Below are 25950 nucleotides of genomic sequence, written 5' to 3' on the forward strand. Positions count from 1 at the left end.
GGACGCGAATCCAGGGGAAAAGTTGACAAATCATCTAACTAGAGTATAATATAACTAACTAGAGGTAAAAGCGGGGGAGCCCTATGAAAAAACAAGTGGAACTGATTGCCATGCATCGAATTGTCAATGAATTGGATAGGCGGACGGCGGCCATTGCCCGTAAATACGGGCTAACCTTACCTCAGTTTGCCGTGCTCGAGGCTCTTTACCATAAAGGGGACCTATCCGTGGGAGAACTGAAAGAAAGCGTTCTGTCAACAGATGGGACCATTCCCGTGGTGACACGGCATCTCAAGCAGCAGGGGCTTATAGTAGGGACAACAGACTCCAAGGATAGGCGCCGGACCATTATGACGCTGACCGATAAGGGCCGCGCTCTCATTGCCAAAGTCTATCCAGAAAATGAAGCGATGCTCGACGCGATTTTTGGAAAATGGAACCATGAGGAAAGAAAAGCCGTGCTTCGGCTCCTTTCCCTGCTGGAACTGGATTAAGGAGGAATGAATAATGGAAAGAAAAATAGAAACACAGGTTAAAGGATTCCACGCCATTGATGGGGGCGGCGTTCATCTCGTGCGGGTGCTCGGCAATACGACGGTAAAGGCATTCAATCCTTTCCTCATGCTGGACTCGTTTGACTCAACAAACCCCGAGGATTATGTGGCTGGCTTTCCCATGCATCCCCACCGCGGCATCGAGACCATCACCTTCGTGGCTCATGGGAACATGCGGCACAAGGACAGCATGGGCTTTGAAGATATCGTTCAGGATGGGGAAGTGCAGTACATGTCCGCTGGATCGGGCATCCTTCACGAAGAAACCATCCCCGCGTCACCGCGGATGTGCGGCCTTCAGCTTTGGCTGAACCTTCCGGCCAAGGATAAAATGACAAAGCCGAGTTACAAGGCCATCAAAAAGAATGAAATCCCGGAAGTCCCTCTTATTCATGGCAAAGTCCGCGTCCTCATGGGAAACTACGAGGGAACCCAGGGCTATCAATCACATCATCTGCCTCTTGACTACTACGATATCCATCTGGACCCAGGGGCATCTTTGACTTGGAAAGTTGACAGGGAGCGGGCAGCAATGGGCTTTACCCTTCAAGGTGAAGTCATTGTAGCCGGAAATGTTATTCCTGAAAAGACTGCCGTTCGCTTTACGGAAGGCGATACAGTCACCATCACGGCTGGGAAGGATCCTGTGGAATTCATGTTCATGAGTTCCCTGGAACTTGATGACCCCATCCATTGGGGCGGCCCCATTGTCATGGATACTCGTGAAGGCCTGCTCACTGCTTTTCAGGAACTTGAAACAGGTACTTTTCTCAAAGACAAAATGGACGTGGAAAAATAAAGCGGCATATAGGGCTGTTATGATAACAACCTGTTTGATTGAGAATGTGAGCCCTTTGCTCTAGAAAAGATTGGAGTGCACAAGGGGCTCATGGTCTATCAGAATGATGCGTTTTATCGAGCACAAAAGGAAATACGAATATTCCAGAAGACTGCCCTTTTACAGAAACCGAATATAAGATGATAGCTCTAAACCGAACCTGCGCTTACGTTCGGTTTAGGGCTTGCTTTGTTGTCTTATCTCTTCCGGTCTTTCTTCTATTTGCTTTTTGCGAATTTGGCGCAGATGGGTTCAGTTGCCAGGAACTTCCGCTTCCACCAACGACGATGAAATTGTGTACCGCAATATGTTACGATGCAGCATACCTTTATTGCCATCCCTTCCAATCCATAGATTTTCCTCAAAGGCACTTTTTCATTCATGAAATCCTTGCATAGTCCTTTCCTCCCTATTTCGTGATATAATGAAAAAACTTAATATGAACATTTTGTAAAATTCATAAAGGGAAGGATGATTGATGATGTGGAAAAAATACCAGTCCATTCCGCTCATCTATAAGATGATTGCGGGGATGCTTGCAGGGATTTTTGCTGGCTGGCTCATGGGGGCGGGGACAGAACTTTTTGCTCCCCTTGGCAAGTTTTTCCTGACCTGTCTCAAATGTATTGCCATGCCGCTTGTCATCGTAAACCTCATTGCGGGAATCTCAAACCTAGATAACCCGGAATCCTTTGGCCGGATTGGCATACGGATCATCCTCTACTATATCCTTACAAGTGCCGCCGCCATGATCGTTGGTTTTGGCGTTGCGACCCTCATCAAACCGGGAATAAATCTACCTTTGACGGGCACCTACAAAGGCGTCGTTGGGGAAATCCCCACCATTGGTTCAACGCTCCTTGCCCTCGTGCCAAGCAACATTTTTAAAGCCATGATGGAAGGCCGATTTGACCAGGTTGTTATTGTCAGTGCAGTTACGGGCGTGTCCCTTCTTATGATGCCTGACGCTCCAAGAAAACGCCTGACAACGCTCTTTCAAGACCTGTCGGATCTGATGAACCAGCTTGTCCATATCATCATGATCCTTGCGCCTTACGGAATTTTTGCCCTTGTTGCCCAATCTGTGGGTAAATACGGCAGTGCTATCTTTGGAACACTTGCCAAATACATTGGCAGCGTCTATTTGGGAATCTTCATCATGTGCTGCCTCTATGCCCTCATGGTCTTTGTTTTTACGGGCATTCGGCCAGGTGAATTTTTCCGCAAGGCCTCACGTATCATGGTTACGGCTTTCAGCACCTGTTCGAGCACCAGTTCCATTCCAATCAACATGGAATGCGCCGAAAGCTTGGGCGCCCCGAAAAAGGTCTACTCCTTTACTATTCCGCTGGGTGCCCAAATCAATAAAGACGGGACCTGCGTGTGTCTGACCACGGTTTTCATTATGACTGCTCAGGCTATTGGTGTATCGGTCGACGTTGGTCTGATGCTCAAAGTCCTTGTAATTGGCCTGATCCTAACAACGGGGAGCGGTGCAGTACCGAGCGGCATGCTCGTCATCCTGGCGATTTTATTGGAGAGCCTGGGCTTTCCGCTTGAAATCGTAGGCCTTGTTGCTGGCGTCCATGCTTTTAATGACATGGGCATGACCATGATCAATTGCTTAGGTGACCTGTCCGGTACCATCATCGTTGGTCATAAAGAAAAGCAGCATGCTGTCTAGAAAGAGCTGCGAAGCCAGGGCCTATTTATTGGTCGTGGACAAGCCAGCCGTAATCGATAGCACTCTTAAACAAGGTTTTTGCCATCCTTTTTCAGCTTGCCTTACCATCCCTTTGCCTTGTGGTTTTATGCCCTCTGAGCTCGACTCGTAGAGTCGAGCTCAGAGGAAAAAAGCGAACACAGGTTGTTCCGGGAGGTATCGTGTTCTTTCTAATCAAAAGATTAACCACTCGCAAAAGCCAAATAGACACTAAGAGTCCTCACTCGAACCTGCGCTTACCTTCGGTTTAGGTCATGCTCTGTTGTCTTATCCCTTCCGGTCTTTCTTCTATTTGTTTTTTGCGAATTTAGCTCAGATGGGTTCAGTTGCCAGGAGCCTCCGCTTCTACCGACGACGGCGGAATTTCCCGTTATTACGTCTTTTAGACAACGCAGATGGGGACGATATGGGCCTCAGGCGAATCATGTTTCCTCTAAAAACCGAAAAAATTCCAAGAAGTGGCTCGCCCGCCGAAAGCATTTTTTCGGACATCTTAAAAATGAGATTGTGGTACGCACCTTCTTGCGGCGGAGCATGCCATCATTGGCATCAAATCAATCTTTTAAAGGCCAATGATGACGCGTAGCTCCATCGAAGCGGAGCGATTTTTGCTCCGAGTAAAAATAAAAGGGGCCCGACGTCTCATTACGAGCGAGAGCAAGGAACATTTTTCGATGGGCCAAAACCGCTGCGCAGGAAGCAGCTTGTTTCCTAGCTGCTTGCAGGACCGTGTAATCGAAAAATCAATTCGGCGTCCATGGCCGATAGGCAGACGGTTTGGCGCCATGCGCCACGGTCAAATCCCTTTCAACCTAGAAACGTCCAAAACCGTTTGTTTCCTATTCCTCCGTCCATTTTTCTACCGCACAAAAACAAAAATGTTCCCCATCTTCTTCACAATATGGTATAATACGAGTAGCCATCGTTGCTATTTTTTTACGAGGAGGGTGGGACGCAAAACGTACCACGTGGGACAAAATGGAAAGCATTGATTTGGGTAAGGTAATCAACCTACAAAACAAACTTGTTCCAGAAATGGTCCAGCTGCTCACGGAACGCTATAGCATCCTGCGTCAGATCAGTCATGATCAGCCCATTGGACGGAGGAGCCTCGCACGCAAACTCTCGCTGAGCGAGCGGGTACTGCGAAGCCATGTCGATTTCCTGAAAGAAGCTGGGCTCTTGGAGTTTGGCCTGACGGGCATGACGCTCACCGAAGAAGGCAACCATCTTTTGCAGGAACTGCGGGACTATGTCAATCGTCTCCAGAATCTATCTTCCTTGGAAGCAATCCTCGTCCAGAAACTGAAGCTCCGAAAGGTTTACGTGATCCCTGGCAATGCGGATGATAATCCCGTTGTTGTCCAGGAGATTGGCCGCGTAGCCGCCGGAATCCTGCTTCGTCTCCTCGCGGATAAGAAACCTCATACGGTGGCAGTGACAGGCGGCACGACCGTGGCGGCCATGGCAGAAAACATCTATGGCAAGGAACCGGAAGCGACCATTGTCCCGGCCCGTGGTGGGCTGGGGGATCGCATCGAGCTCCAGGCCAATACGATTGCTACGGTTCTTGCACGCAGACTGAAGACCAAGTACCTTCAGCTCTACGTGCCCGATAGTGTGAGTGAATCCGTCTTGGACCGCATTCTTGAAGAGGACGCCGGTGTCAAGCATGTCATCAACACCATCAAAAGTGCTGATATCCTGATTCATGGTATGGGTGAGGCCTTTGTCATGGCCAAAAAGCGCGGTGTTTCGGAGACGCTGATCCAAAAGCTCAAGGAAGCCGGTGCTGAAGGGGAAGCCCTGGGACAATACTTCGACCTTGACGGGAAGGTTGTCTACAGTACAGATTCCCTAGGCCTTATGGCCAATGACCTTGCGACAATCCCTACGGTCATGGGGATTGCCGGCGGTGCTTCCAAAGGCCGCGCCATCTTGTCCGTCCTGCGCAGCGGTCATGACCAGATCCTGGTTACGGACGAGGCCGCTGCCCGCGAAATCTTAACGTTGCTTGCAAAATCAAAATGATTTTCTAATGGTATCTTTGGGAGGTAGTAAAATGGTAAAAGTTGGTATCAATGGTTTTGGTCGTATCGGTCGCTGTGCACTCCGCATTGCTGTGAAGAATCCGGAAGTCGAAGTTGTTGCAGTAAACGCCCGTTCCGGCATCGACACCTATGCTCATCTGCTCAAATACGATACCCTTCATGGGACGTTTGATGAGGATGTCCGCGTTGACGGCGATGTCATGATTGTTGGCGATCGCCGCATCAAGTTTACCCGCTTCACCGAACCGAAGGAAATTCCTTGGGGTGAACTGGGTGTTGATGTTGTCCTTGAAACGACGGGGAAGTTCAAGAACCGTGAACAGGTCCAGCCGCATCTGGATAACGGGGCCAAAAAGGTCCTTATCGCGGCTCCGGCTAAAGGCGAAGACCTGACCATCGTGCTTGGTGTCAATGATGATATGTACGATCCAAAGAAACACAATATCATTTCCAATGCTTCCTGCACGACAAACTGCCTGGCTCCTTTCACTAAAGTCCTTCTGGACAACTTCGGGATTGAAACGGGCCTCATGACGACGGTTCATTCCTACACGAATGACCAGAAGATCCTTGATGCTGCCCATAAAGACCTGAGACGCGCTCGTGCCGGTGCCTGCTCCATCATTCCGACCACGACTGGTGCAGCCAAGGCTACGGGTCTTGTCCTTCCGGAACTTGCCGGTAAACTGAACGGCATGAGTGTCCGCGTCCCGACTCCGGATGTTTCTTTGACCGATCTTGTGGTTACCCTCAAGAAAGAAACAACGAAGGAAGAAATCAACGAAGCTATGCGCGTTGCTTCCGAAACGACCATGAAAGGCATCCTCGGTTACAGCGAACTGCCCCTTGTTTCCAGCGACTATAAAGGCTGCCCGCTGAGCTCCATTGTTGATGGCCTTTCCACCATGATGGTTGGCCCGAAGATGGCTAAAGTCGTTGCTTGGTATGATAACGAATGGGGTTATTCCAACCGCCTTGTTGAACTGGCCCTCTTTGTTGCTGAAAAAGGCCTCTAAGATCAAAGGAGCATGCCTTCATGGAAAAGAAAACCGTAAGAGATATCAATGTCAAAGGGAAAAAGGTCCTCGTCCGCGTGGACTATAACGTCCCTATGAATGACAAGGGGGAAATCACCGATACCATTCGCATCGATGCTACCCTGCCGACGCTGAACTACCTCCTAGACCAAGGGGCCGCCATCATCTTGATGGCGCACCTGGGCCGTCCAAAAGGGAAGGTTGTTCCGTCCATGAGCCTCAAACCCTGCGCGGAATACCTGTCCCAGGTCATGAAAAAAGAAGTGAAGTTTGCTCCGGACTGCATTGGTCCCGAAGCAACCGAAGCTGCCCGTGAACTGCAGCCCGGCGAAATCCTCATGCTGGAAAACCTGCGGTTCCATCCGGAAGAAGAAAAGAACGATATGGCTTTTGCCGCATCCCTGGCTTCCTTAGCCGACATTTATGTCAACAACGGCTTTGGTGTGTCCCACCGGGCCCACGCTTCCGTAGAAGGGGTTGCCCACTATTTGCCGGCTGTATCGGGTTTCCTTCTGGAAAAAGAAATCAAGTACCTCGGCAATGCCGTCGATCATCCGGTCCGTCCTTTTGCCGCCATCGTCGGCGGTGCTAAGGTGGCAGATAAGATCGGTGTCATCCGCAGCCTTATTGAAAAAGCGGATATCATCCTTATTGGCGGCGGGATGGCCAATACCTTCCTGGCTGCCCAAGGGTACGACTTGGGAAAATCCCTTGTCGAAAAAGAAAGCATTGACGTGGCCAAAGAGCTCATCGCCCTTGCCAAGGAAAAAATAAGAAGATGCTGCTTCCGATTGACCTTGAAATGGCGGCTTCTTTCTCGGCCGACAGTGAACATGCTTCCCAGACCTTGGATCAGCTCAATCCGGAATGGATGGCCCTTGATATTGGACCCAAGACAGCACAGCTGTATGCCGATACCTTGAAGAACTGCAAGACCATCGTCTGGAACGGACCGATGGGTGTCTTTGAAATGGCGCCTTTCGCTGCCGGTACGCGCCGTGTAGCCGAAGCTATGGCCGATAACGAAGGCATCACTATCGTCGGCGGCGGTGACAGTGCGGCTGCTGTCAAGCACATGGGTCTTGACAGCCGGATGAAGCATGTGTCGACAGGCGGCGGTGCTTCCCTTGAATATCTTGAAGGGAAGGTGCTTCCTGGCGTTGCTGCCTTGGATGATCTCCGGGACCCTATGGTGGCCGGAAACTGGAAATGTAATAAGACCGTGGAAGAGGCCATGGAATTGGCCCATACCTTGATGCATACCACGGAACAGGCAAATTGTGAAATCGTTCTTTTCCCGCCCTTTACGGCTCTTGAATCTGTAGCGGCAACGGTGGAAGGATCCCATCTGGGATATGGTTCCCAGGACCTGTTCTACATGGATCAAGGCGCTTTCACTGGCGCAGTTTCCGGCCCGATGATTGCCGAAATTGGTTCCGAATATTCCATCGTAGGCCATTCCGAACGGAGAACTTACTTTGGGGATACAGATGCGATTGTGGTCAAGAAGGTCCAGGCCTGCTATCGAAATGGTCTCGATCCTGTTCTCTGCGTTGGCGAGAACGAAGAGGAACGGACGGAAGGCCGTACGGAAAGTACAATCTTAAGCCAGCTCCTACCGGTTCTTGCCGTCTTGACTGACGACGAGGCACGCCGACTCGTCGTTGCTTATGAACCGCTCTGGGCCATTGGCACGGGCAAGACGGCATCCGTAGAAGATGCTCTTGCTGTCAGTGCCATCATTCGCCGCGCCGTTGAAGAACGGTTCAATCATGAAACAAGCCGCCGTGTCCGTGTCCTTTATGGCGGTTCCGTAACGGCCGAAAATGCGCATGCCTTCCATCAGCCTGGTATTGATGGCGTTCTTGTTGGCGGGGCCAGCCTCTCGGCTGAATCCTTTGCCGCCATCTGCAATACGTTTTGAGGCGCATCATGAAGAAACCTGTTGTACTTATGATCCTTGATGGGTGGGGGATTGCACCGCCTTCATCTACGAACGCGGCGACCAAAGCCCAAACACCCCATCTGGATTTCTATTTCCATCGCTATCCCCATGGTAAGCTCCAGCCAAGCGGTGAAGCTGTTGGCCTGCCGACTGGGCAGATGGGAAACTCTGAAGTGGGTCATCTGACCATTGGTTCCGGACGCGTTATCTATCAAAACCTGACGCGCATCACTCGGGCCATCAAAGATGGATCCTTTGAGCAAAATGCCGTGCTTCTTGAAGCCATGAACAAAGCCAAGGAAACAGGCCATAAGTTCCATGTCATGGGACTTTTGAGTGATGGCGGCGTCCACAGCCATATGGATCATCTGCTGGGCCTGCTGCGCTTAGCGAAAAAAGAAGGCCTTTCCGAAGTGTATATCCATGCCTTCCTGGACGGGCGAGATACGCCGCCCCAAAGTGCCGGTACGTACCTGAAAGCCCTTCAGGATGCTATCAAGGAGATTGGCATTGGAAAGATTGCTACCGTGAGCGGACGCTATTATGCCATGGACCGCGATAAACGCTGGGAACGGATCCAAAAAGCCTATGATGCCATGACCGGGGCGGAGAGCCTTACGGCGCCGTCCGCCTTGGAAGGGCTCCAAGCCGCTTATGAGCGGGGCGTAACCGACGAATTTGTCGAACCTTTTTCCATCTTGGGAAAAGAAGGATCCATTGCTTCTGGCGATAGCCTTGTGTGCTTTAACTTCCGTCCCGACAGGGCTCGGGAAATCACCCGTGCCTTTGCCGATCCTTCCTTTACGGAAGTGACGCGCCGCGACGGGGAGCTTCCTGTGACGGTGGCGTCCATGACGGAATATGATGCCACGCTGCCCATTCCCGTGGCTTTTCCACCGGAACATATTGCCGATACGCTGGCAGAAACGGTTTCCAAAAAGGGCCTTCGCCAGCTACATATTGCAGAAACGGAAAAATACGCCCACGTTACGTTTTTCTTCAATGGTGGGCGGGAAGAAGTTTTCCCTGGGGAAGACCGCATCCTTGTTCCGTCGCCGCATGTCGCGACCTATGACCTACAGCCTGAGATGAGTGCCTATATTGTCACGGAAAAACTTCAGGAAGCATTGGATCAGGACCTTTATGATCTCATCATACTGAATTTTGCAAACCCTGACATGGTGGGGCATACGGGGGTCATGAAAGCCGCCGTAGCAGCAATGGAAGCCGTAGATGAATGTGTCGGCGGCCTCGTGGACAAGATCCTTCAAAAAGGCGGTGCCGTCTGCATTACGGCAGACCATGGCAACTTGGAAGAAATGGAGGACCCTGTAAGCCACATGCCCATGACGGCCCATACGACAAACCCTGTTCCTTTCCTGGTCATTGGAGCCGAGGCGGGAACGGCCGTCATGGATGGCGGACTGTCGGACATCGCGCCGACCCTCCTTTCCCTCATGGGCCTTGAAAAACCGGAAGCCATGACAGGACACAGCCTGCTTGTAAAAAATCCTGACTGATCCCAGCAAAAAGAAGAGGTGCATAACAATGGGACTTATTGAAAATATCTGTGCAAGAGAAATCCTGGATTCCCGCGGCAACCCCACCGTTGAAGTGGAAGTCCTCCTTGATAACGGCATCATCGGCCGCGCTGCTGTTCCGAGCGGTGCTTCCACAGGTGTTCATGAAGCCGTGGAACTGCGTGACGGGGATAAGAACCGTTACCTCGGTAAAGGCGTCTTGAAGGCTGTGGATAACGTCAACGACGTCATCTGCGATGCCCTCATTGGCCTTGAACCGTCTCGTCAAATCGAGATTGACCAAGCGCTCCTGAGCCTTGATGGAACCGAAAATAAAGGCAAACTTGGTGCCAATGCCATCCTGGGCGTCAGCCTTGCCTGCGCCAAGGCAGCCGCCGAAGACACCGGCCTTCCCCTGTACCAATACCTGGGCGGTGTCAACGCCAAGGAACTGCCTGTTCCTATGATGAATATCCTTAATGGCGGTGCCCATGCCGATAACAACGTTGATATCCAGGAATTCATGGTCATGCCGATTGGGGCCGTGAACTTTGCCGAAGCCCTGCGCATGAACGCTGAAATCTACCATGCCCTGAAAGCGGTCCTTAAGGAAAAAGGCCTTGCAACCGCTGTGGGTGATGAAGGCGGTTTTGCCCCGAACCTTGACAGCAACGAAGAAGCCCTTGCCGTCATTGTCGACGCCATCAAAAAAGCCGGCTACAAACCGGGCAAGGAGGTTGTCCTTGCCATCGATACGGCTGCTTCCGGTCTTCTTGAAGATGGCAAATACGTCCTCAAAGGAGAAGGTGTGGCAAAGACCAGCGCTGAGATGGTTGACTGGTATGAAGCCCTTTGCGAAAAATACCCCATCATCTCCATCGAAGATGGCCTTGGTGAAGATGATTGGGATGGCTGGAAGCTTCTTACGGATCGCCTGGGCAAGAAAGTCCAGATCGTGGGCGATGACCTTTTTGTCACGAATGTGGAACGCCTTGCCAAAGGGATTGAAATGGGGGTAGCTAACGCCATTCTGATCAAACTGAACCAGATTGGGACCTTGACAGAAACCCTTTCCGCCATTGAAATGGCAAAACGCGCTGGCTATACGGCCATTGTTTCCCACCGCAGCGGGGAAACGGAAGATACGACCATTGCTGATGTCGTTGTTGGCACCAACGCCGGTCAGATCAAGTCCGGGGCTCCGTGCCGTACGGACCGTGTCGCTAAATATAACCAGCTCCTGCGCATTGAGGAAGACCTTGGTGCGGCAGCTCAGTATAACGGCAAAGCCGTATTCTATAATCTGAAATAGAACGGGACTTGAAACAGCAAGAGGCAGTGAAGATGAGAATTCATCTTCACTGCCTCTTGGTTTACGTAAAATGAGGAACCCTTTTTGATGGGTCTTCGGTCGAAAAATCAATTCGGTGCCTACGAGTGATGGGGAGGCGGTTTGGCTCCGGCTTCGCATTCTGCATCAATTCAGTTCGATTTTCGGGCTGAGTTATAGGAAAAGGGACGCTTGACGTCCCACCCCAAACATAGTATGATTAGGGAGCTAAAGCAACAAGTGTTCCTGCGTGCCGAGCCGGGACACCAAAAGGGCAGGGAGGGCCCTTTAAAGGGATTGCAAGGCCTAGAGCGCAAGTGCCTATCCTGATAGGCAGACGAGGAAGAGGCTTATCGAACCGTCAGCGGATACCTCTCGGTGTGCTGCAACCGTAAACAGATGACAAACCTTTCCGGTAACGGGAAGAACAGAGAGTCTGGGGCAGACGGCAAATCACTTCATGAGGAGGCACAAGCTATGTGCGGAATTGTTGGATATATTGGGCGCCATCAGGCTGCCCCGTTTTTGATTGATGGACTGAGTAAATTGGAATATCGCGGGTATGATTCCAGCGGTATCGCCGTTTATCATGACGGTAAGATCGATGTGGAAAAATGTGTGGGCCGTCTTGATGCCCTGCGTCAAAAACTCATCGGCCATGAACCGGAAGGAGTGGTCGGCATTGGCCATACGCGCTGGGCCACTCACGGAAAACCGTCCGACGTCAATGCCCATCCCCATACGGATGACAGCGGTGAATTTGCGGTTGTCCATAATGGCATCATCGAAAATTACATGCCCCTCAAACTGGATCTTTTGAAGAAGGGCCATCAATTCAAATCCGAAACTGACACAGAAGTGGTCGCCCATCTTATGGCGGACCAGTATAATGGCAACTTTGAAGAGACCGTGCGCAAGGTCCTTCATATCATCCAAGGTTCCTACTCCTTGGTCTTCCTGTGCGCCAAGGAACCGGACGAGATTATCTGTGCCAAAAAGAACAATCCCCTTGTTATTGGCCTTGGTAAAGGGGAAAACTATATTGCCTCCGATATTCCGGCCATCATCAGCAAGACGCGGGATACGTATATCCTCTCCGATGGGGAAATGGCTATCGTCAAAGCTGACAGCGTGGTTGTCAAGGATCTTGAAGGTCACCCTATTGATAAAAAGGTCTTCCGTGTTACTTGGGACGCCGAAGCTGCAGAAAAGGGCGGGTTTGAGCACTTCATGCTGAAGGAAATCTATGAACAGCCCAAATCTGTCCAGGATACCCTGCGGGGCCGCATCAGCGAAGATGGAACAAAGATTGTCCTGCCGGAACTTTCCTGGACGCCGGAAGAATTCAAGAAGTTTAAGAAAATCTTCATCGTCGCCTGCGGAACGGCTTATCACGCCGGTCTGGTCGGTAAGTACTACATCGAAAAGATGGCTCGCATTCCTGTGGAAGTCGACATTGCCAGCGAGTTCCGCTATCGTGACCCTATCATCGGGGAAGACTGCCTGCTCATTGTCGTCAGTCAGTCCGGTGAAACCAGCGATACTCTGGAAGCCCTCAAAGAAGCCAAACGGCGCGGGGCCAAGACCATGGCCGTTACGAACGTAGTAGGTTCTTCTATTGCCCGCGAAGCAGATCAGGTCGTCTATACCTATGCCGGTCCGGAAATCGCCGTGGCTTCAACGAAAGCCTATACGACGCAGCTTATTGTCATGCTGCTCCTTTCCCTGTATATTTCCCAGCTTACGGGAACTTTGACGCCGGAACGCATCAAAGAACTCATCGATGGGGTACGGACCATTCCGGAACAGATGCATGTGATCTTGGATCACGTGGATCCCATCAAGGTTTTTGCCACTAACTATGGCAACTGTGAAGACGCGTTCTTCTTGGGCCGCTCCCTTGATTATGCCGTCGCCCTTGAAGGCGCCCTGAAACTCAAGGAGATTTCCTATATCCATGCAGAAGCCTATGCGGCAGGTGAACTAAAGCACGGGACCCTTGCCCTGATTGAAGAGGGGGTACCTGTTATTGTTCTTGCTACCCAGGCGCATGTCTACGAAAAGACCATCAGCAACCTGCAGGAAGTCAAGAGCCGCGGTGCTATCGTCATCGGCATTGGCATGGATGGTGACACGGAGCTGGCAAAGCACGCCAACAGCGTGATTACCATCCCAAGAGCAGATCAGGAACTGGCGCCGATCCTCGCCGTCATCCCCCTGCAGCTCCTTGCTTACTATGCAGCTCTTGCCCGTGGATGCGATGTGGATAAACCGAGAAATTTGGCAAAATCCGTTACAGTTGAATGATGCCTTGACTGAAAGAAGCTGCGACAACCTCGCAGCTTCTTTTTTCGATGCTGTTGCCCTATCTTCATAGCAGGAATCTCTACTTGTTTGCATCCCTTGAGGATTTGTAGTAAAATAAGGTACATATGATTATTAAATGCCGTAAATGCGGCCGAAAAAAGGTGAAAGCTTATGGAATTACACGAATCAGGTGAAATGTACCTGGAGACCATCCTGGTCCTCAAAAATCGCCTCGGTCTTGTGCGCTCCATCGATATTGCCAATGAAATGGGGTTTTCCAAACCCACCATCAGCGTTGCCATGAAAAAGTACCGCGAAGATGGGCTGGTCTCCATGGACGATCAAGGCTTCATCAATCTGACGGAAGAAGGTCGGGATATTGCCGAAAAGATTTATGAACGGCATCAAGTCATCTCCCATGTCCTGATGGCACTCGGTGTTTCTGAAAAACACGCGACCGAGGACGCCTGTAAGATGGAGCATGATATCAGTGATGAGACCTTCGCCGTCCTCAAAAAGGAATACGCAAGGCTTCTTCAAAAAAGATAAGAATCAGCAAGATCGGTCAGGATATGAAGTCCGGGCCGATTTTTTGCGTGCCTTTCCTGTTATTGGAAGCGGCTGAAAACTATGATAAAATGATAAGATGAGCATATAGTAGGAAGGAATCATCCATGAACGTATACGATGAAATGAATAAACTTTGTGAAGGCATCAAAGAAACCCACGAATTCACCAAGATCCAGGAAGCCAAAAAGAAACTATCCGCCGATAAAGACGCAGAAGCCATGGTCAAGGATTTCCTGCAGCAAAAGTCCCAACTTGAACTGCTCCAGTACCAGGGCAAGAAACCGGACGAAGAAGCGGTGAAAAAGATGCAGAAACTTTATGAAGTCCTTCAGCTGAACCCTGTAGCCAATGAGTATATCCAAAACTATATCCGGTTTCAGATGATGATCGGGGATCTGTCCAAGACTTTGGGGGATACCATTAAGGAAGCCGTGGAATGATGAACATCGAAGCGCTCCTAGCCTATGTACGGGAACACTTCCCAAATCGCTATGGGGAAAAGGTCCCCATGGCCCAGTATACTTCCTTTCACATTGGCGGCCCTGCCGATTTGTTGGTGGCGCCGGAAAGCGTGGACGAGCTCCAAGGGCTCCTCAAGGAAGCAAAAAAATACGCTGTTCCGACCTTTATCTTGGGAAACGGCTCCAATCTCCTTGTCCGGGATGGCGGGATTCGGGGTCTTGTCATCAAGCTCGGCAATCACTTGAACGGACTGTCTGCCTGCGGCGTCACGATGGAAGCCGGTGCCGGCGTATCCCTTGCCCAAGCCGCCCGCTTTGCCGCGGAATCAGGCCTTTCTGGCCTTGAATTTGCTGTTGGCATCCCCGGCAGTCTCGGCGGTGCCGTCATCATGAATGCCGGCGCCTATGATGGTGATATGGGGCATGTCGTCAAAAGCGTGACGGCTCTCAATGGAACCGGGGAAATCGTAAGGCTTACCCAAAAGGACCTTGATTTCTCCTACCGTCATAGTGCGCTGCAGGATCAGGATCTAGTCGTCCTGTCCGTTTCCTTTGTCCTAAAGCCAGAAGAGCAGCAGATCATTGAAGCGAAGATGGCGGACTTTTCCCGGCGGCGCCGTACCAAACAGCCTCTTGACTACCCCAGTGCCGGTAGCACCTTCAAAAGGCCCTTTGGACACTATGCAGCGGCCCTTATCGACGAGGCAGGACTCAAGGGTATGCGTGTGGGGGATGCCATGGTTTCCCCAAAGCACGCTGGCTTTGTCATCAATTGCGGGAAGGCAACGGCCCGCGATACCTTGCTGCTCATGAGATCCATAGAGGACAAGGTCTTTGCCAAAAGCGGCGTCCGCCTCGAACCGGAAGTCATGATCATCGGCGAAGACGTATAGAAAGGGGAGGCCATCGTGAACAAAGGATATCTCTTCATCCTTACCACGGCTTTTTTGTTTGGAACTATGGAGACGGCCCTGAAATTTTTTGGCAGCCTTTTCCATCCCATCCAAATCACCGTGCTGCGCTTTTTCATTGGCGGCTTCATGCTCCTGCCCCTTGCCCGGGCAGCCCTAAAAACGCACGGTGCCGTGCTTACCAAAAAGGATTACCTTTTCTTTGCCAAAGCCGGCTTTATTGGTGTTTTTGTGAGTATGATCTTTTATCAGCTGGCCGTGGTTTATGGAAAAGCCGCTGTCAGCGGGGTCCTTTTTAGCTGCAACCCTATTTTTGTGGCCGTGTGGGCCCATTTTCTTCTCCACGAGACCATTGACCGCTATGTCATATCATCCCTTGTCCTCAGTGCCGTGGGTATCCTTTCCATCGTCAATCCCTTTCACTTTCGTGGGACTTATCTCAGCGTCATCCTCATCATGCTCGCCGCTGTCACCTTTGGCCTCTACAGCGTAATGGGGCGGCCGGCCTGCCAGCGACTGGGCGGAGTGACGGTAACGAGCTATTCCTTTATCTTTGGCGCGGCAGAACTGCTTGTCCTTGTCCTTTTGGGACGTACCGCGCCTATAGGCCATCTATTGACTTCTGCCGGTCTTTCCGTCTTTGCTGACGTCCCGCTTCTTGAAACGCTTACTCCGTCACACCTTCCTGCCCTTTGCTATATTGCCTTTGCTGTCACTGGGGCAGGTTACGCTTCGTATTTTATGGCCATCGAGCTGACGAATCCCTTGACGGCTTCTTTGGCCTTTTTCATCAAACCGATTCTTGCGACTTTCTTTGCTGCCATGTTCCTAGGGGAAACTGTGATGCCCAATATGCTTGTTGGCGTAGGGCTGATTCTTATTGGTTCCCTGACGAACCTCTATCCTAAATTGAAGGCAAAATAAGGAGTGACTTCCATGAAAGCAAAATTTCTGCATAATAACTTTAACGTCCTTGATCTTGATAAGAGCCTTGCTTTTTACAAGGAGGCCCTGGGTCTTACGGAAAAACGCCGCCTTGAAACGCCGGGCTTCATCCTTGTTTACCTGACAGATGGACAAACGAGCCATGAATTGGAACTGACGTATCTCAAGGACCGCAAAGAACCCTATAATCTGGGAGATAATGAATTCCATCTCGCCTTTGGCGTGGATGATTTTGAAGCCTTCCACAAGAAACATGAGGAAATGGGCTGCATCTGTTTCGAAAACCCGCAGATGGGCATCTATTTTATCGAAGACCCCGACCATTATTGGCTAGAAATCATCCCCAACAACCGCTGATTTATGTGTGAACATCGAAAGGAGCGATGCTGATGGTCCAACTGCCGCATCAGCATGGGAAGAACCCAAGCTATGTTCTTGAAGATATGCCCAAGGACGGCGACTTTTCCGCTGTATCGGAAATCTTTCACAGTGTGTCGGATCCCAAAAGGCTGAAACTCTTTTGGCTTCTTTGCCACTATGAAGAATGTGTCATCAACCTGTCTGCCCTGATGGGAATGAGCAGTCCGGCCCTTTCCCATCATTTAAAAGTCCTTAAAGCGCAGGGGCTCATCAAAAGCCGTCGCGTCGGTAAGGAAATGTATTATACGGCGGCAGACGGAGAGGCTTCCCGTCTTCTTCACCATATGATTGAAATGCTCGTCGATATTTCTTGTCCCCGTGAAAAAAAGTGAGCCCTTTACGAAAAAAGAAACAGCCCATTGCCAGATCATCCTGGTGTGGGCTGCTTTTTAAATTGGGAAAACGAGAAAACCGCGAGGATTTTTCCCTTTCCCACGGCTTTTAAAAGGTGGCCGGGTTTGTGATGAATTCGATGGCTTTTAAGGCGGCAAGACCCCGAACCCGTTGCGGGTGATAGACAAGATGCGTTTCACGCAGGATGGGGGATAGGTCAAGCGGAACCTTGACAATCCGGCCGGCATCAATGAATTCCTGCGCCGCAGAGGCCGGGAAAAAGCCAACGCCCAGATTATGTTCCACAAGGGACAGAACCTGGTCGGCCGTTTCTGTTTCAATCATGGGTTGGTATTTCAGCTGCTCTTTAAAGAAATAGGACACATAAAATTCATAGCTGCTGCTGTTTCTTGGCAGAGAAATGAGGGGGAGCGCGGCAAGATCCTTGAGGGAATGAATGTTCTTTACAACCGGCAGCGCCTCAGCGCTTGCAATCAGGATATCCTCAAACTGATAGATGGTCTCATCGTGGTATTCCTTCCCAATCTTGAAAGGGGCGGAAATGATCGCCATTTCCACTTGTCCGCACTCAAGGGCTTCAAGGGTATCCGGAGTTTGGCTGTTGCGGATCTTGAGATGGACACCGGGATAGGCCCTGTGGAATGATACGATGCGGTCCAAGAGAAAAAGGCGCAGGGCCGTTTCACTGGCTCCGATGGAAACGATGCCCGTCTTGAGTCCTCGCATTTCAGAAATGACTTCTCTTCCCAGGTCAAGCTGTTCACAGGCAATGGCTACATGCTTGAAGAGGGCTTCTCCTTCTGGCGTCAGTGTGACCCCGCGATGGGAGCGGATGAAGAGTTTGCAGCTCAGTTCACTTTCCAGGCGGGTAATGGTTCGGGCAATATTGGGTTGATTGCTGGTAAGGACTTCCGCCGCTTTGGAAAAACTTTTGAAAAGGGCGGCGTAATAGAAGATGCGGTAATAATCATAAGTCACCATAGGGCTTTCCTCCTGATCGGTCAATAAAGCGAATCTGATTGTGATCAGACTACTTCCAACTATATCATAGATTGAAAGCTAGAGGATATGTCAATTTGAAAGAGAAGAGGTGTCAGAATGAGACTTCATCAAAAAAGTTTCTTTTGATATAATATAAAAATAAGGAAAGGATCTCATCCCCATAAGGGAAGAGCTTCCGCCATGAGGGAAACATCCTGAAAGGCGTTTTCCCTCATGGCGGAAGCTCTTGGAAGATAGGCCCGCTTTGGACTTACTTTCCCGTATATGAGTTTTGGTATGGGTCATTTTCTTTATTGAAGTAGTTTAAAAGAGAAGGGAAACGGAAAAGGAGAGGATAACATGAAAAAAGGATATGCCTTATTAAACGATCCATTTCTTAACAAAGGAACGGCCTTTACAGAAACCGAACGCGAGCAGTACGGGCTGGTAGGTATCCTCCCTCCAACCGTCCAGTCCCTGGAAGAACAGGCTAGTCAGGTGTATGCCAATGTCGAAAAAAAGCCGAATGTGACGGAAAAACGGCATTATCTGATGAATATATTCAGCCGTAATCGGACCTTGTTCTTCCGTGTCTTTAAAGAGCATATTGCGGAATTCATGCCCATTGTCTATGATCCGGGCATTGCTGAAAGCATCCGCGGATACAGTGAATTTTTTGTAACGCCGCAAAACGCGGCCTATCTTTCCATTGTCCATCCAGAACAGATGGAAACGGCAATCCGAAATGCCGCGGAAGGCCGTGACATTGACCTTATTGTCGTCACGGACGCGGAAGCCATCCTCGGTATTGGGGACTGGGGCACCAATGGCGTGAGTATTTCCGTGGGAAAGCTCATGGTCTATACAGCCGCGGCCGGTCTTGATCCAGCCCGCGTCCTGCCCGTCGTCCTCGATGCCGGAACCAATCGGGAAAGCCTCCTTCAAGATCCACTCTACCTAGGACTTCACGAAAAACGCGTCACCGGCACCGCCTATGATGATTTTGTTGATCGCTTTGTTGCCCTTGTGGAAGGGATGTTCCCGCACCTTTATCTGCACTTTGAAGATTTTGGACGGTCACATGCTGCCAAGATCCTGAACCGATATGTGGATCGCTATCCCGTCTTTAATGACGACATTGAAGGAACCGGCATTATTTCCCTTGCCGGTATCTTGGGCGCCCTCCGGATTTCCGGTGAGGCCCTCAAGGACCAGACCTATCTGTGCTTTGGCGCTGGGACGGCCGGCTGCGGCATTGCCCATCGGATTTACCAGGAAATGCTCGACCAGGGTCTTACGGAAAAGGAAGCCCGTCAGAAATTCTACCTTGTTGATCGGCAGGGCCTGCTTTTTGAAGATATGGATGACCTGACACCAGAGCAAAAGCCCTTTGCCCGGAAACGCAGTGAATTTGCCGATGCGTCTCATCTGACGACCTTAGAAGCCGCAGTAAAAGTCATTCATCCGACTATCCTTGTTGGGACATCGACACAATCAGGGGCCTTTACAGAAACGATTGTCAAGGAAATGGCTTCCCATACGAAGCGGCCCATCATCTTTCCGCTTAGCAACCCGACGGAACTTGCCGAAGCTAGGGCCAGTGACCTCATTGCCTGGACCGAAGGCCGTGCCCTTGTCGCTACGGGGATTCCTTCCAAGCCGGTGGAATATAAGGGCGTGACGTACGAAATCGGGCAGGCTAATAACGCCCTCATCTATCCGGGCCTTGGTCTTGGCGTCATTGCGTCCGGGGCAAAGCTTTTGACAGACCGCATGATTTCTGTTGCAGCCCATTCCATTGGCGGCATTGTCGATCCGACCAAACCGGGTGCAGCCGTCCTTCCGCCGGTGACCCAATTGGACCGTTTTTCTGAAACCGTGGCGGCCGCTGTGGCGGCGGAAGCTAAAAAGGAAGGCCTCAACCGGAATGAAGTCAATGATCCTGACGCGTGCATTAAGGCCTATAAATGGGAACCGCAATATAAATAATCAGAAAAGAGGTGGGGAAAATGCTGCAAATTTTCATGGAAGTCCTACTAAGTATATTCCCCATCTTTGCCATCATCGGGATTGGCTGCATGCTCCAAGGCGCTCATTGGTTCAGCCCCCCCCTTTTCGTCGGAGCTTTCAAGGCTGATCATGAAGATTGCCCTGCCCGCATCCATCTTTACCTCCGTCATCCGTATGCTTGACGCCTCAAACCTGGCTTCTTTTGGCGGCGGGCTGGTGCTCGGCACAGTTGCGATCCTCCTCAGTTACGCGGTGGGATTCCTTTTGTGCCGGCTCTTTAAGGTGCGGCATGGCAGGCGGGGCACCTTCATCAATACCTTTGCTAATGCCAACACCATTTTCATTGGTATGCCCCTGAACCTTGCTTTATTTGGCCCTCAAGGGGAAAGCGCTTTTCTTGCGTATTACGTCCTTAACACCTTATGGACATGGGCCTTTGGCTCCTTCCTCATTACAGGAGACCCCACTGAGTCAGGAAGCCTTCAGGAGAGAAATCCTAAAAGCGCCTTGAAACAGGTCCTATCTCCGCCGCTATTGGCGTTTTTTGCAGCCCTTTTGCTCATCCTTGGGAATGTTGGGATACCTGCTGCGGTGCTGACGACCACCCAGTATCTGGGCAGTCTTGTGACGCCCTTGGCGCTTCTTTATATCGGCATCGTCCTTTATCATGCAGGCCTTGCTTCCCTGCGGATGGATCGGGATACAGCCCTTGCCCTTGTGGGAAAGTTTGCCGTTGCACCCTTTGCCATGATCCTTGTCCTGATGGCTGCCGCACAGGGCGGCGTGACCCTTGAAGCGACAGAAAAAGGCACCTTTATCATGCAGTCCGCCGTTCCCGCGCTTACGGTCCTGCCCGTCCTTGCCCATGAAGGGAAAGGCGACGTTCATTATGCAACCAGTCTCGTTGCCTTTAGTACCCTCCTTTTTGCCGGCGTGGCGCCCGTCATGATGCTCATCATTGATCACCTTCCCGGCTGATTACGCCATTCCCCCAGAGCCCTAACTGCTTTGGGGGTTCTTTTTTGCTCAAATTCAGCAAAACAGGTATACTACGGGGTAGGGGTGTGCCCCAATCTAATAGGAGTATGACGATGGAAATCTTACGAAAAAACATCCTGGACACCTTTAAATCCTATGTGGATGGGTTTTGTGGCATGGGGCCGGGAGTGAACCTTAAATATGCCCATTCCCTGCGCGTGGCAGCCCTTTCTGAACGGATTGCCCAAAGCCTTTCCATGGAAAAGGAGGAGATTGATTTGGCCTGGCTCATTGGTATCCTCCATGATATTGGCCGCTTTGAGCAGCTGCGGCGCTACCAGACATTTTTCGATTATCGTTCCATGGATCATGCGAAATACGGCGTCCATGTTCTTTTTGAGGAAGGCCATATCAAGGATTTTATTGCGTCCTCTGAGGAAAATGACGTCATCCGGGCTGCCATTGGGGAACATAACGTCTATGAAGTAAGAGGGGATTTATCCAAGCGGGAACTTCATTTTGCCCGCCTCATCCGGGACGCCGACAAGCTTGATATCTTTCGCGTCTACGTCATGTACAGGGAAAAGAACATCAACGTCTGGAACGTCGACTGGTCGGACCTTGAAAGGCAGTCTATCTCTGACTCCGTCATGGATCAGGCGAGGGCAAGACGCCTTGTCAAAACGCAAAGCAAAGCAACCTTTATGGACTTTTACGTTGGTGCCCTGTGCTTTTATTTTGACTTGAACTTTTCCATCAGCCGGAAGATTGCCTGGGAGGAAGGAAACTATGCCAAGCTTCTGGACTTTCATTCCCAAAATTCCGAGACCGAACAAAAACTTGATGAAATCCGTGAACTTGTACATACAATCTGATGATTAAAAGGAGAACCCCATGAAACTACTGTTCCGTCAGCGCATCTTTTCCTGGCTCGATAGCTATGATATCTATAACGAAAACGGGGACAACCTTTTTGTTGTAAAGGGCCAGCTATCCTGGGGTCACTGCCTCAAGATTTACGACGCCTTTGGAAGGGAAGTGGGTAAAGTCAAGGAAAAGATTGTCACACTCCTTCCTAAATTTGAACTTTCTGCAGACGGCCGCCACTTGGGCAGCGTCAAAAAGAACATCAGCCTCTTTTCACCAAGTTATTCCCTCGACTTTTTGGGCTGGAAAGCAAAAGGCAATATCTTCGAATGGGACTACACCATTCGCGATAGGAACAGAAATCGCATTGCGAGCATTAGTAAAGAGCTTCTCAATCTTACCGATACCTATGTTCTTGATGTAGCAGATCCTGCTGACGCCCTCTACGTCCTTATGTTTGTCCTTGCCGTGGACGCCGAAAAATGCAGCAGGGACTAGAGGGAGAAGAGTGAGCCTAGCTGTCGGCTCATTGCCATTTGCATTTAAGTAAGCAAGCGAAAAGCGGCAAGCTGGGCATGCGACCAAATGAGGCTTGAGGCTTTTTGCTGGGGAAAAGCATCCCTTGGGGGCCGCACAATCGCAACAAGCCGGAAGTCTTTTTCTCACGGTCTTTTTTCTTTGAATTTGACTCGTAGAGTTGATCTGACTTGAAAAGGCGATACATCCATCGCCGATTGCTTCGTAAGCTCCCTGTGTCTTGGCATAAAAAAGTGTGAGATTATGATCGGACGCTTAAAAAGTCGCTGAAAGTTCCACGATAAATGAGGCAATCAAATCTTTTGATCTCAGGTCTTCTGTCTTCTTCTTTACGCCTTAGAGACGGCGAAGCATCGAGTTCTAAGGCAAAAAGAGCTGTCAGGTTGCTTTCTCCTTTGAGATTGCTCGTTTTGGCTTTTAGGGACAAAACGATTTTCTACGATCAAGGATTTTGTGGTGCTGGTGTTAATTTTTTCCTTCGTTTCTTTAGCTCCAAGGCTCTGTATCAACCCTACCTAACCGCATATAAATCAAGCCTTAACCCGAATCAATTCGCAAAATCGGGTTAAGGCTTTTCCTTATTTTTCCATATTATCTTTTCGTCATATTCTTCTCAGATCTGGGTCTACAAATCAATGATTTCGGAAGAAACGGCCGTTGTGTTTTACTCAACACTCACAACCGCCTCAAAGCGTACCACTTTCAGCCTTTAAAACTCATATCTCAATCCCACTTCCACGCGATATTTTGATTTGAGGTCGGCGCCAAAGTTCTTTTCTGCATCGAAGTAGAAGGCGTATTTGTCGTCAAAGTGGACATTCGTACCGATCCCCACGGTGTACCACGTATCTCTAAAGTCGTTGCTGTCATAGTAGGACATGCCGTTTTGCTGGAGATGCTGGCTTCTGTCTCCAAGGAAGTCGTGCTGGACAGAGGCTTTGACGTAGAAGCGTTTCGGATTCCTTGTTTCTTTATCGTATTCCTTGGTAAGGACGGCCCCGAGGCGGCCAACGAGGTTATCCGTGTTGTCTTGGTTTACGGTGGCGCCGTTTTTCGTCGTGTAGTTATCGCCTTTGAGGAAGTAGTAGGTGAGCTGGGCCTGAGGTTCGACAAACCATTCATTTCCCAGGGCTTTCTTGCGGCCATATTCAGCACCGGCACTGAAAGCCCAGTTGTCAAAGTCAGCACTGTCTCCGTAGGTGGTCTTATAGTCAGAGCTGAGGTAGCCGACTTTGGTGACAAGGTCGAGGTAGTGGCCTTTATTGCCGATTTGTGTTGCGTAAAGGGCGATGTCGGTGAGGTGCTGCTTGCCGTCGCCGCAGCCAGCGTATTCACTGCTGCCCCAGGTGTGCTCGATGGCACCGCCGTAGTACCAGTCGCGCTTTGTGCCCGTTTCTTTCTTATCATAACCCACTTGCAGAGTTTTCATGGTCGTATCGAAGTTATTCCTGCCATCCCAATTTAGTTTGTTGTTAATGTAGCGTGCCCAAAGGCCCTGGTCTTCCTGATTGTAGCGAAGTTCGCCCAAGCGTTTCAGGAGGGTATCTGATTCACGCCAAATGGAGACGGCGGCATGGTGGGCGGAACCTGGCGTAAAGGCGTTCGAGTTCGGCGTCTTGCCGTCACCGATAGGGGTGATGAACCAGTCTTCATAGTCGGTCTTTTCCGTATCCGTTTCTTTCTTGACAGAAAGGGTGCTGTCAAAGAGGCTGTTTTTGTTCTGGAGCTTGATGTCCTGATCCACTTTGAAGGCAGCAGCTCCTTCTTTTACCTGGGCAAAGTAAAGCTTGTCTCCGGACTTCATGGCATCGACGGAGGCAATGGCCGTGGGCTGGACTGTAAAGGAACTCCCGGTGCCGCCGTGGGCGTAGAGAAAGTCGCTGTCTGTAGCGTTTTCGTAGGTATCAACCTTGTTATCATGATAGGCAAGATCCATTTCAAAAATGCCGGACGCGCCGCTTGCGCTCAAGGTCCCCACATCGAGGCTGTGGGCATCGCCTGCAAGGGAAGCCATAGCGCCGGAAGAAAGGTCGAGGGACGATACGTTGCTGTTAGCTGTCAGGTCCCAACGGGAGCCATTTGAAAGGGTAATGGCCGTCGTGGCGTTTTCCATCGTTGCAGCTTTGCCTTTCCAGAGACCGTGATTTGTAAGGGCGATATTGGCTTTGCTCGTACCGGCCGAGGCAAGGTCGCCTGTATAGGAAGCGCCGGAGCCGGAAAAGTCAGCTGTGACAGTACTATTATTGGAGGATTCGACAGAGCTGCCAGATTGACCCGTTTGGGACGTTTTCGTCGTATCAATATTTCCCGTAAAGGAAGCGTTCTTGCCGGAGAAGGCGGCCGTTATGGTCGACTGGTTAGGGGCATAGCCAGTTCCCCATTGGTAACTCGTTGCTGTCGTATCGATATTTCCTGTAAAGGAAACATTTTCACCGGAGAAGGCGGATGTTACGGTGGAATTATCGGCGGCCGTGATGTTACCCATCATGGAAGCATTCTTTCCGGAGAAGGCGGCATCGATGGCTGCAGTATTGCTCGTCTTCATATCCCCGGTCATCTGGGAATCAGCGCCCTTGAAGTCTGCCAAAATTTTTCCCTTTTCACCAGAAGACGTCATGTTGCCTTTAAGGAAGGATTGGTCCCCGGCAAAATCAATATCGGCCGTACCGTTGCTGGCAGTGACTGCACCCGTGATTTCTACGACGCCAGAGGTCCTTTTATTGATTTCAATGAGCCCTTTTCCGTCCCTTGACGCCTGGGCGCTAACAGCGGTCCCGCCATCTTTTTCATTTGTGATGATCGTTTTATCGATGCCGTTGATTTCAATCTGGCCGCCTGTAAATGCGTAGTGCGTTTTTGTCTGCACAATTGCGGAAGAGCCATTTGCATGGAGATAGATGCTGTTAGCCGTGATGGTCGTTTTCGTGGACCCCGCCGTACTGCTGTTATCGGCAACTACAGCTCTTCGCCCCGTGTTGGTCATTTCAATTTCGCTATTTTCACCGCCAATGATATTGAGGTAATTATCGATCCCATTGTTCATGATGGCATAGCCGGAACTGCCTTTAGTCGGCATTCCTGACGAATTGAAAATGAGCTTCTTGAAACCTGTAATATCTACTGTGTGGGCAGGGGAGTTCATGTAGATACAGTCATCATAGGTTTTAACCATGATAGTCCCCGATGCAGTGATTTTGCCGTGAGTAACCTGCTTGTTGTCATAAATGATGCCTTTATCGTTCCATTGATTGCCTTTTTTCCCGACAATGACCGTAATATTTTTGGCTGTGACTTCCGGTGCGTTAAAAATCGGTGAAATACCGGTAGAGCGAGGAAGCCCCGTGTCTGTCCCAATATTGGTCCAATCTAAGGTAATGCTGCTTTCTGGATCGGAAAAGCTCTTTATGTCATTGCTGCCTTTTTCGCTGTAGCTTGGCATGACGCCGTTGATGGCAGTGTGACTGTCAAAGACAAAGTCTTCGGCGTGGACGGGCCGCGCCAAAGTCGGCGCCAGTAAGGCTACGCTGACGAGTAAAGTAGTGCGTTTAAGAGAGTTTTTCATAGTTTTCTCCTCTTTCTCCCCATAAAGATATAGATCGAAGGATTATGTG

Annotated in this window: 22 protein-coding genes and 1 pseudogene; 21 read left to right on the forward strand and 2 right to left on the reverse strand. The window is 50.4% G+C overall.

The window, feature by feature from the left end; genetic code table 11:
• Positions 1-83 precede the first annotated feature (83 nt).
• The 16 genes and pseudogenes from HMPREF1246_RS01450 to HMPREF1246_RS01525 all read left to right on the forward strand — a co-directional run bounded on the left by HMPREF1246_RS01450 (position 84) and on the right by HMPREF1246_RS01525 (position 16944).
• Complete coding sequence (locus tag HMPREF1246_RS01450) at positions 84-494, forward strand: MarR family winged helix-turn-helix transcriptional regulator (RefSeq protein ID WP_009015819.1); 411 nt, start codon at positions 84-86, stop codon at positions 492-494.
• Between the two features lie 13 nt (positions 495-507).
• Positions 508-1353 (forward strand): pirin family protein, encoded by an 846-nt coding sequence (locus HMPREF1246_RS01455; protein WP_009015818.1) that lies wholly within the window; start codon positions 508-510, stop codon positions 1351-1353.
• Between the two features lie 517 nt (positions 1354-1870).
• Complete coding sequence (locus HMPREF1246_RS01460; RefSeq protein WP_009015817.1) at positions 1871-3076, forward strand: dicarboxylate/amino acid:cation symporter; 1206 nt, start codon at positions 1871-1873, stop codon at positions 3074-3076.
• A gap of 1017 nt (positions 3077-4093) precedes the next feature.
• On the forward strand, positions 4094-5146 hold the full coding sequence (locus tag HMPREF1246_RS01465) for a sugar-binding transcriptional regulator (RefSeq protein ID WP_009015816.1): 1053 nt from the start codon (positions 4094-4096) through the stop codon (positions 5144-5146).
• 31 nt (positions 5147-5177) lie between these two features.
• Positions 5178-6182 (forward strand): type I glyceraldehyde-3-phosphate dehydrogenase, encoded by a 1005-nt coding sequence (gene gap / locus HMPREF1246_RS01470; protein ID WP_009015815.1) that lies wholly within the window; start codon positions 5178-5180, stop codon positions 6180-6182.
• Positions 6183-6277: 95 nt separating this feature from the next.
• Positions 6278-7290, forward strand: a pseudogene (gene pgk / locus HMPREF1246_RS10695) (phosphoglycerate kinase); the annotation flags it as partial.
• Positions 7291-7437: 147 nt separating this feature from the next.
• Positions 7438-8127 carry a triose-phosphate isomerase gene (gene tpiA, locus HMPREF1246_RS10700; RefSeq protein WP_231368200.1) on the forward strand — a complete coding sequence of 230 codons (690 nt, stop codon included), beginning with the start codon at positions 7438-7440 and terminating at the stop codon, positions 8125-8127.
• 8 nt (positions 8128-8135) lie between these two features.
• The gene (gene gpmI / locus HMPREF1246_RS01485; RefSeq protein WP_009015813.1) at positions 8136-9668 is read left to right on the forward strand and encodes a 2,3-bisphosphoglycerate-independent phosphoglycerate mutase; all 1533 of its coding nucleotides are present in this window, start codon (positions 8136-8138) and stop codon (positions 9666-9668) included.
• A gap of 28 nt (positions 9669-9696) precedes the next feature.
• Positions 9697-10980, forward strand: coding sequence for a phosphopyruvate hydratase (eno, locus tag HMPREF1246_RS01490; protein WP_009015812.1), 1284 nt, complete (start codon positions 9697-9699; stop codon positions 10978-10980).
• Positions 10981-11475: 495 nt separating this feature from the next.
• Positions 11476-13305, forward strand: a complete 1830-nt coding sequence (glmS, locus tag HMPREF1246_RS01495; RefSeq protein ID WP_014128670.1) for a glutamine--fructose-6-phosphate transaminase (isomerizing) — start codon at positions 11476-11478, stop codon at positions 13303-13305.
• A gap of 171 nt (positions 13306-13476) precedes the next feature.
• Positions 13477-13854: a metal-dependent transcriptional regulator gene (locus tag HMPREF1246_RS01500; RefSeq protein WP_009015810.1), complete on the forward strand. Its 378-nt coding sequence runs from the start codon at positions 13477-13479 to the stop codon at positions 13852-13854.
• Positions 13855-13979: 125 nt separating this feature from the next.
• The gene (locus tag HMPREF1246_RS01505) at positions 13980-14315 is read left to right on the forward strand and encodes a YlbF family regulator (RefSeq protein ID WP_009015809.1); all 336 of its coding nucleotides are present in this window, start codon (positions 13980-13982) and stop codon (positions 14313-14315) included.
• Positions 14312-15229, forward strand: coding sequence for a UDP-N-acetylmuramate dehydrogenase (murB, locus tag HMPREF1246_RS01510; RefSeq protein WP_021736476.1), 918 nt, complete (start codon positions 14312-14314; stop codon positions 15227-15229). The genes HMPREF1246_RS01505 and murB overlap by 4 nt, the downstream gene beginning before the upstream one ends.
• A gap of 15 nt (positions 15230-15244) precedes the next feature.
• Complete coding sequence (locus HMPREF1246_RS01515) at positions 15245-16171, forward strand: DMT family transporter (protein WP_009016343.1); 927 nt, start codon at positions 15245-15247, stop codon at positions 16169-16171.
• Between the two features lie 12 nt (positions 16172-16183).
• Positions 16184-16549 (forward strand): VOC family protein, encoded by a 366-nt coding sequence (locus HMPREF1246_RS01520; protein ID WP_014128667.1) that lies wholly within the window; start codon positions 16184-16186, stop codon positions 16547-16549.
• A 32-nt stretch (positions 16550-16581) separates the two neighbouring features.
• Entirely contained in the window at positions 16582-16944 is a 363-nt protein-coding gene (locus HMPREF1246_RS01525) for a helix-turn-helix transcriptional regulator (protein ID WP_009016341.1), read from the forward strand.
• Between the two features lie 109 nt (positions 16945-17053).
• Here HMPREF1246_RS01525 and HMPREF1246_RS01530 read toward each other — a convergent pair whose 3' ends face one another.
• A complete protein-coding gene (locus HMPREF1246_RS01530; RefSeq protein WP_021736461.1) occupies positions 17054-17947 on the reverse strand; it encodes a LysR family transcriptional regulator in 894 nt (297 codons plus the stop codon).
• Positions 17948-18307: 360 nt separating this feature from the next.
• On the opposite strand from HMPREF1246_RS01530, the gene HMPREF1246_RS01535 reads away from it, so the two are divergent.
• The 5 genes from HMPREF1246_RS01535 (at position 18308) to HMPREF1246_RS01550 (ending at position 22300) form a co-directional block, all read left to right on the forward strand.
• Positions 18308-19936 (forward strand): malolactic enzyme, encoded by a 1629-nt coding sequence (locus HMPREF1246_RS01535; RefSeq protein WP_009016339.1) that lies wholly within the window; start codon positions 18308-18310, stop codon positions 19934-19936.
• A gap of 35 nt (positions 19937-19971) precedes the next feature.
• Positions 19972-20139, forward strand: coding sequence for a hypothetical protein (locus tag HMPREF1246_RS10705; protein WP_231368195.1), 168 nt, complete (start codon positions 19972-19974; stop codon positions 20137-20139).
• Positions 20087-20935 carry an AEC family transporter gene (locus tag HMPREF1246_RS01540; RefSeq protein WP_231368196.1) on the forward strand — a complete coding sequence of 283 codons (849 nt, stop codon included), beginning with the start codon at positions 20087-20089 and terminating at the stop codon, positions 20933-20935. The genes HMPREF1246_RS10705 and HMPREF1246_RS01540 overlap by 53 nt, the downstream gene beginning before the upstream one ends.
• Positions 20936-21048: 113 nt before the next feature.
• On the forward strand, positions 21049-21810 hold the full coding sequence (locus HMPREF1246_RS01545) for an HD domain-containing protein (RefSeq protein ID WP_021736517.1): 762 nt from the start codon (positions 21049-21051) through the stop codon (positions 21808-21810).
• A gap of 19 nt (positions 21811-21829) precedes the next feature.
• On the forward strand, positions 21830-22300 hold the full coding sequence (locus tag HMPREF1246_RS01550; protein WP_021736462.1) for an LURP-one-related/scramblase family protein: 471 nt from the start codon (positions 21830-21832) through the stop codon (positions 22298-22300).
• A 748-nt stretch (positions 22301-23048) separates the two neighbouring features.
• Here the strand turns inward: HMPREF1246_RS01550 and HMPREF1246_RS10710 are convergent.
• Complete coding sequence (locus tag HMPREF1246_RS10710; protein ID WP_021736484.1) at positions 23049-25901, reverse strand: autotransporter outer membrane beta-barrel domain-containing protein; 2853 nt, start codon at positions 25899-25901, stop codon at positions 23049-23051.
• Positions 25902-25950: the final 49 nt, after the last annotated feature.

The organism is Acidaminococcus sp. BV3L6 (assembly GCF_000468835.1).
Taxonomy (GTDB): Bacteria; Bacillota; Negativicutes; order Acidaminococcales; family Acidaminococcaceae; genus Acidaminococcus; species Acidaminococcus intestini.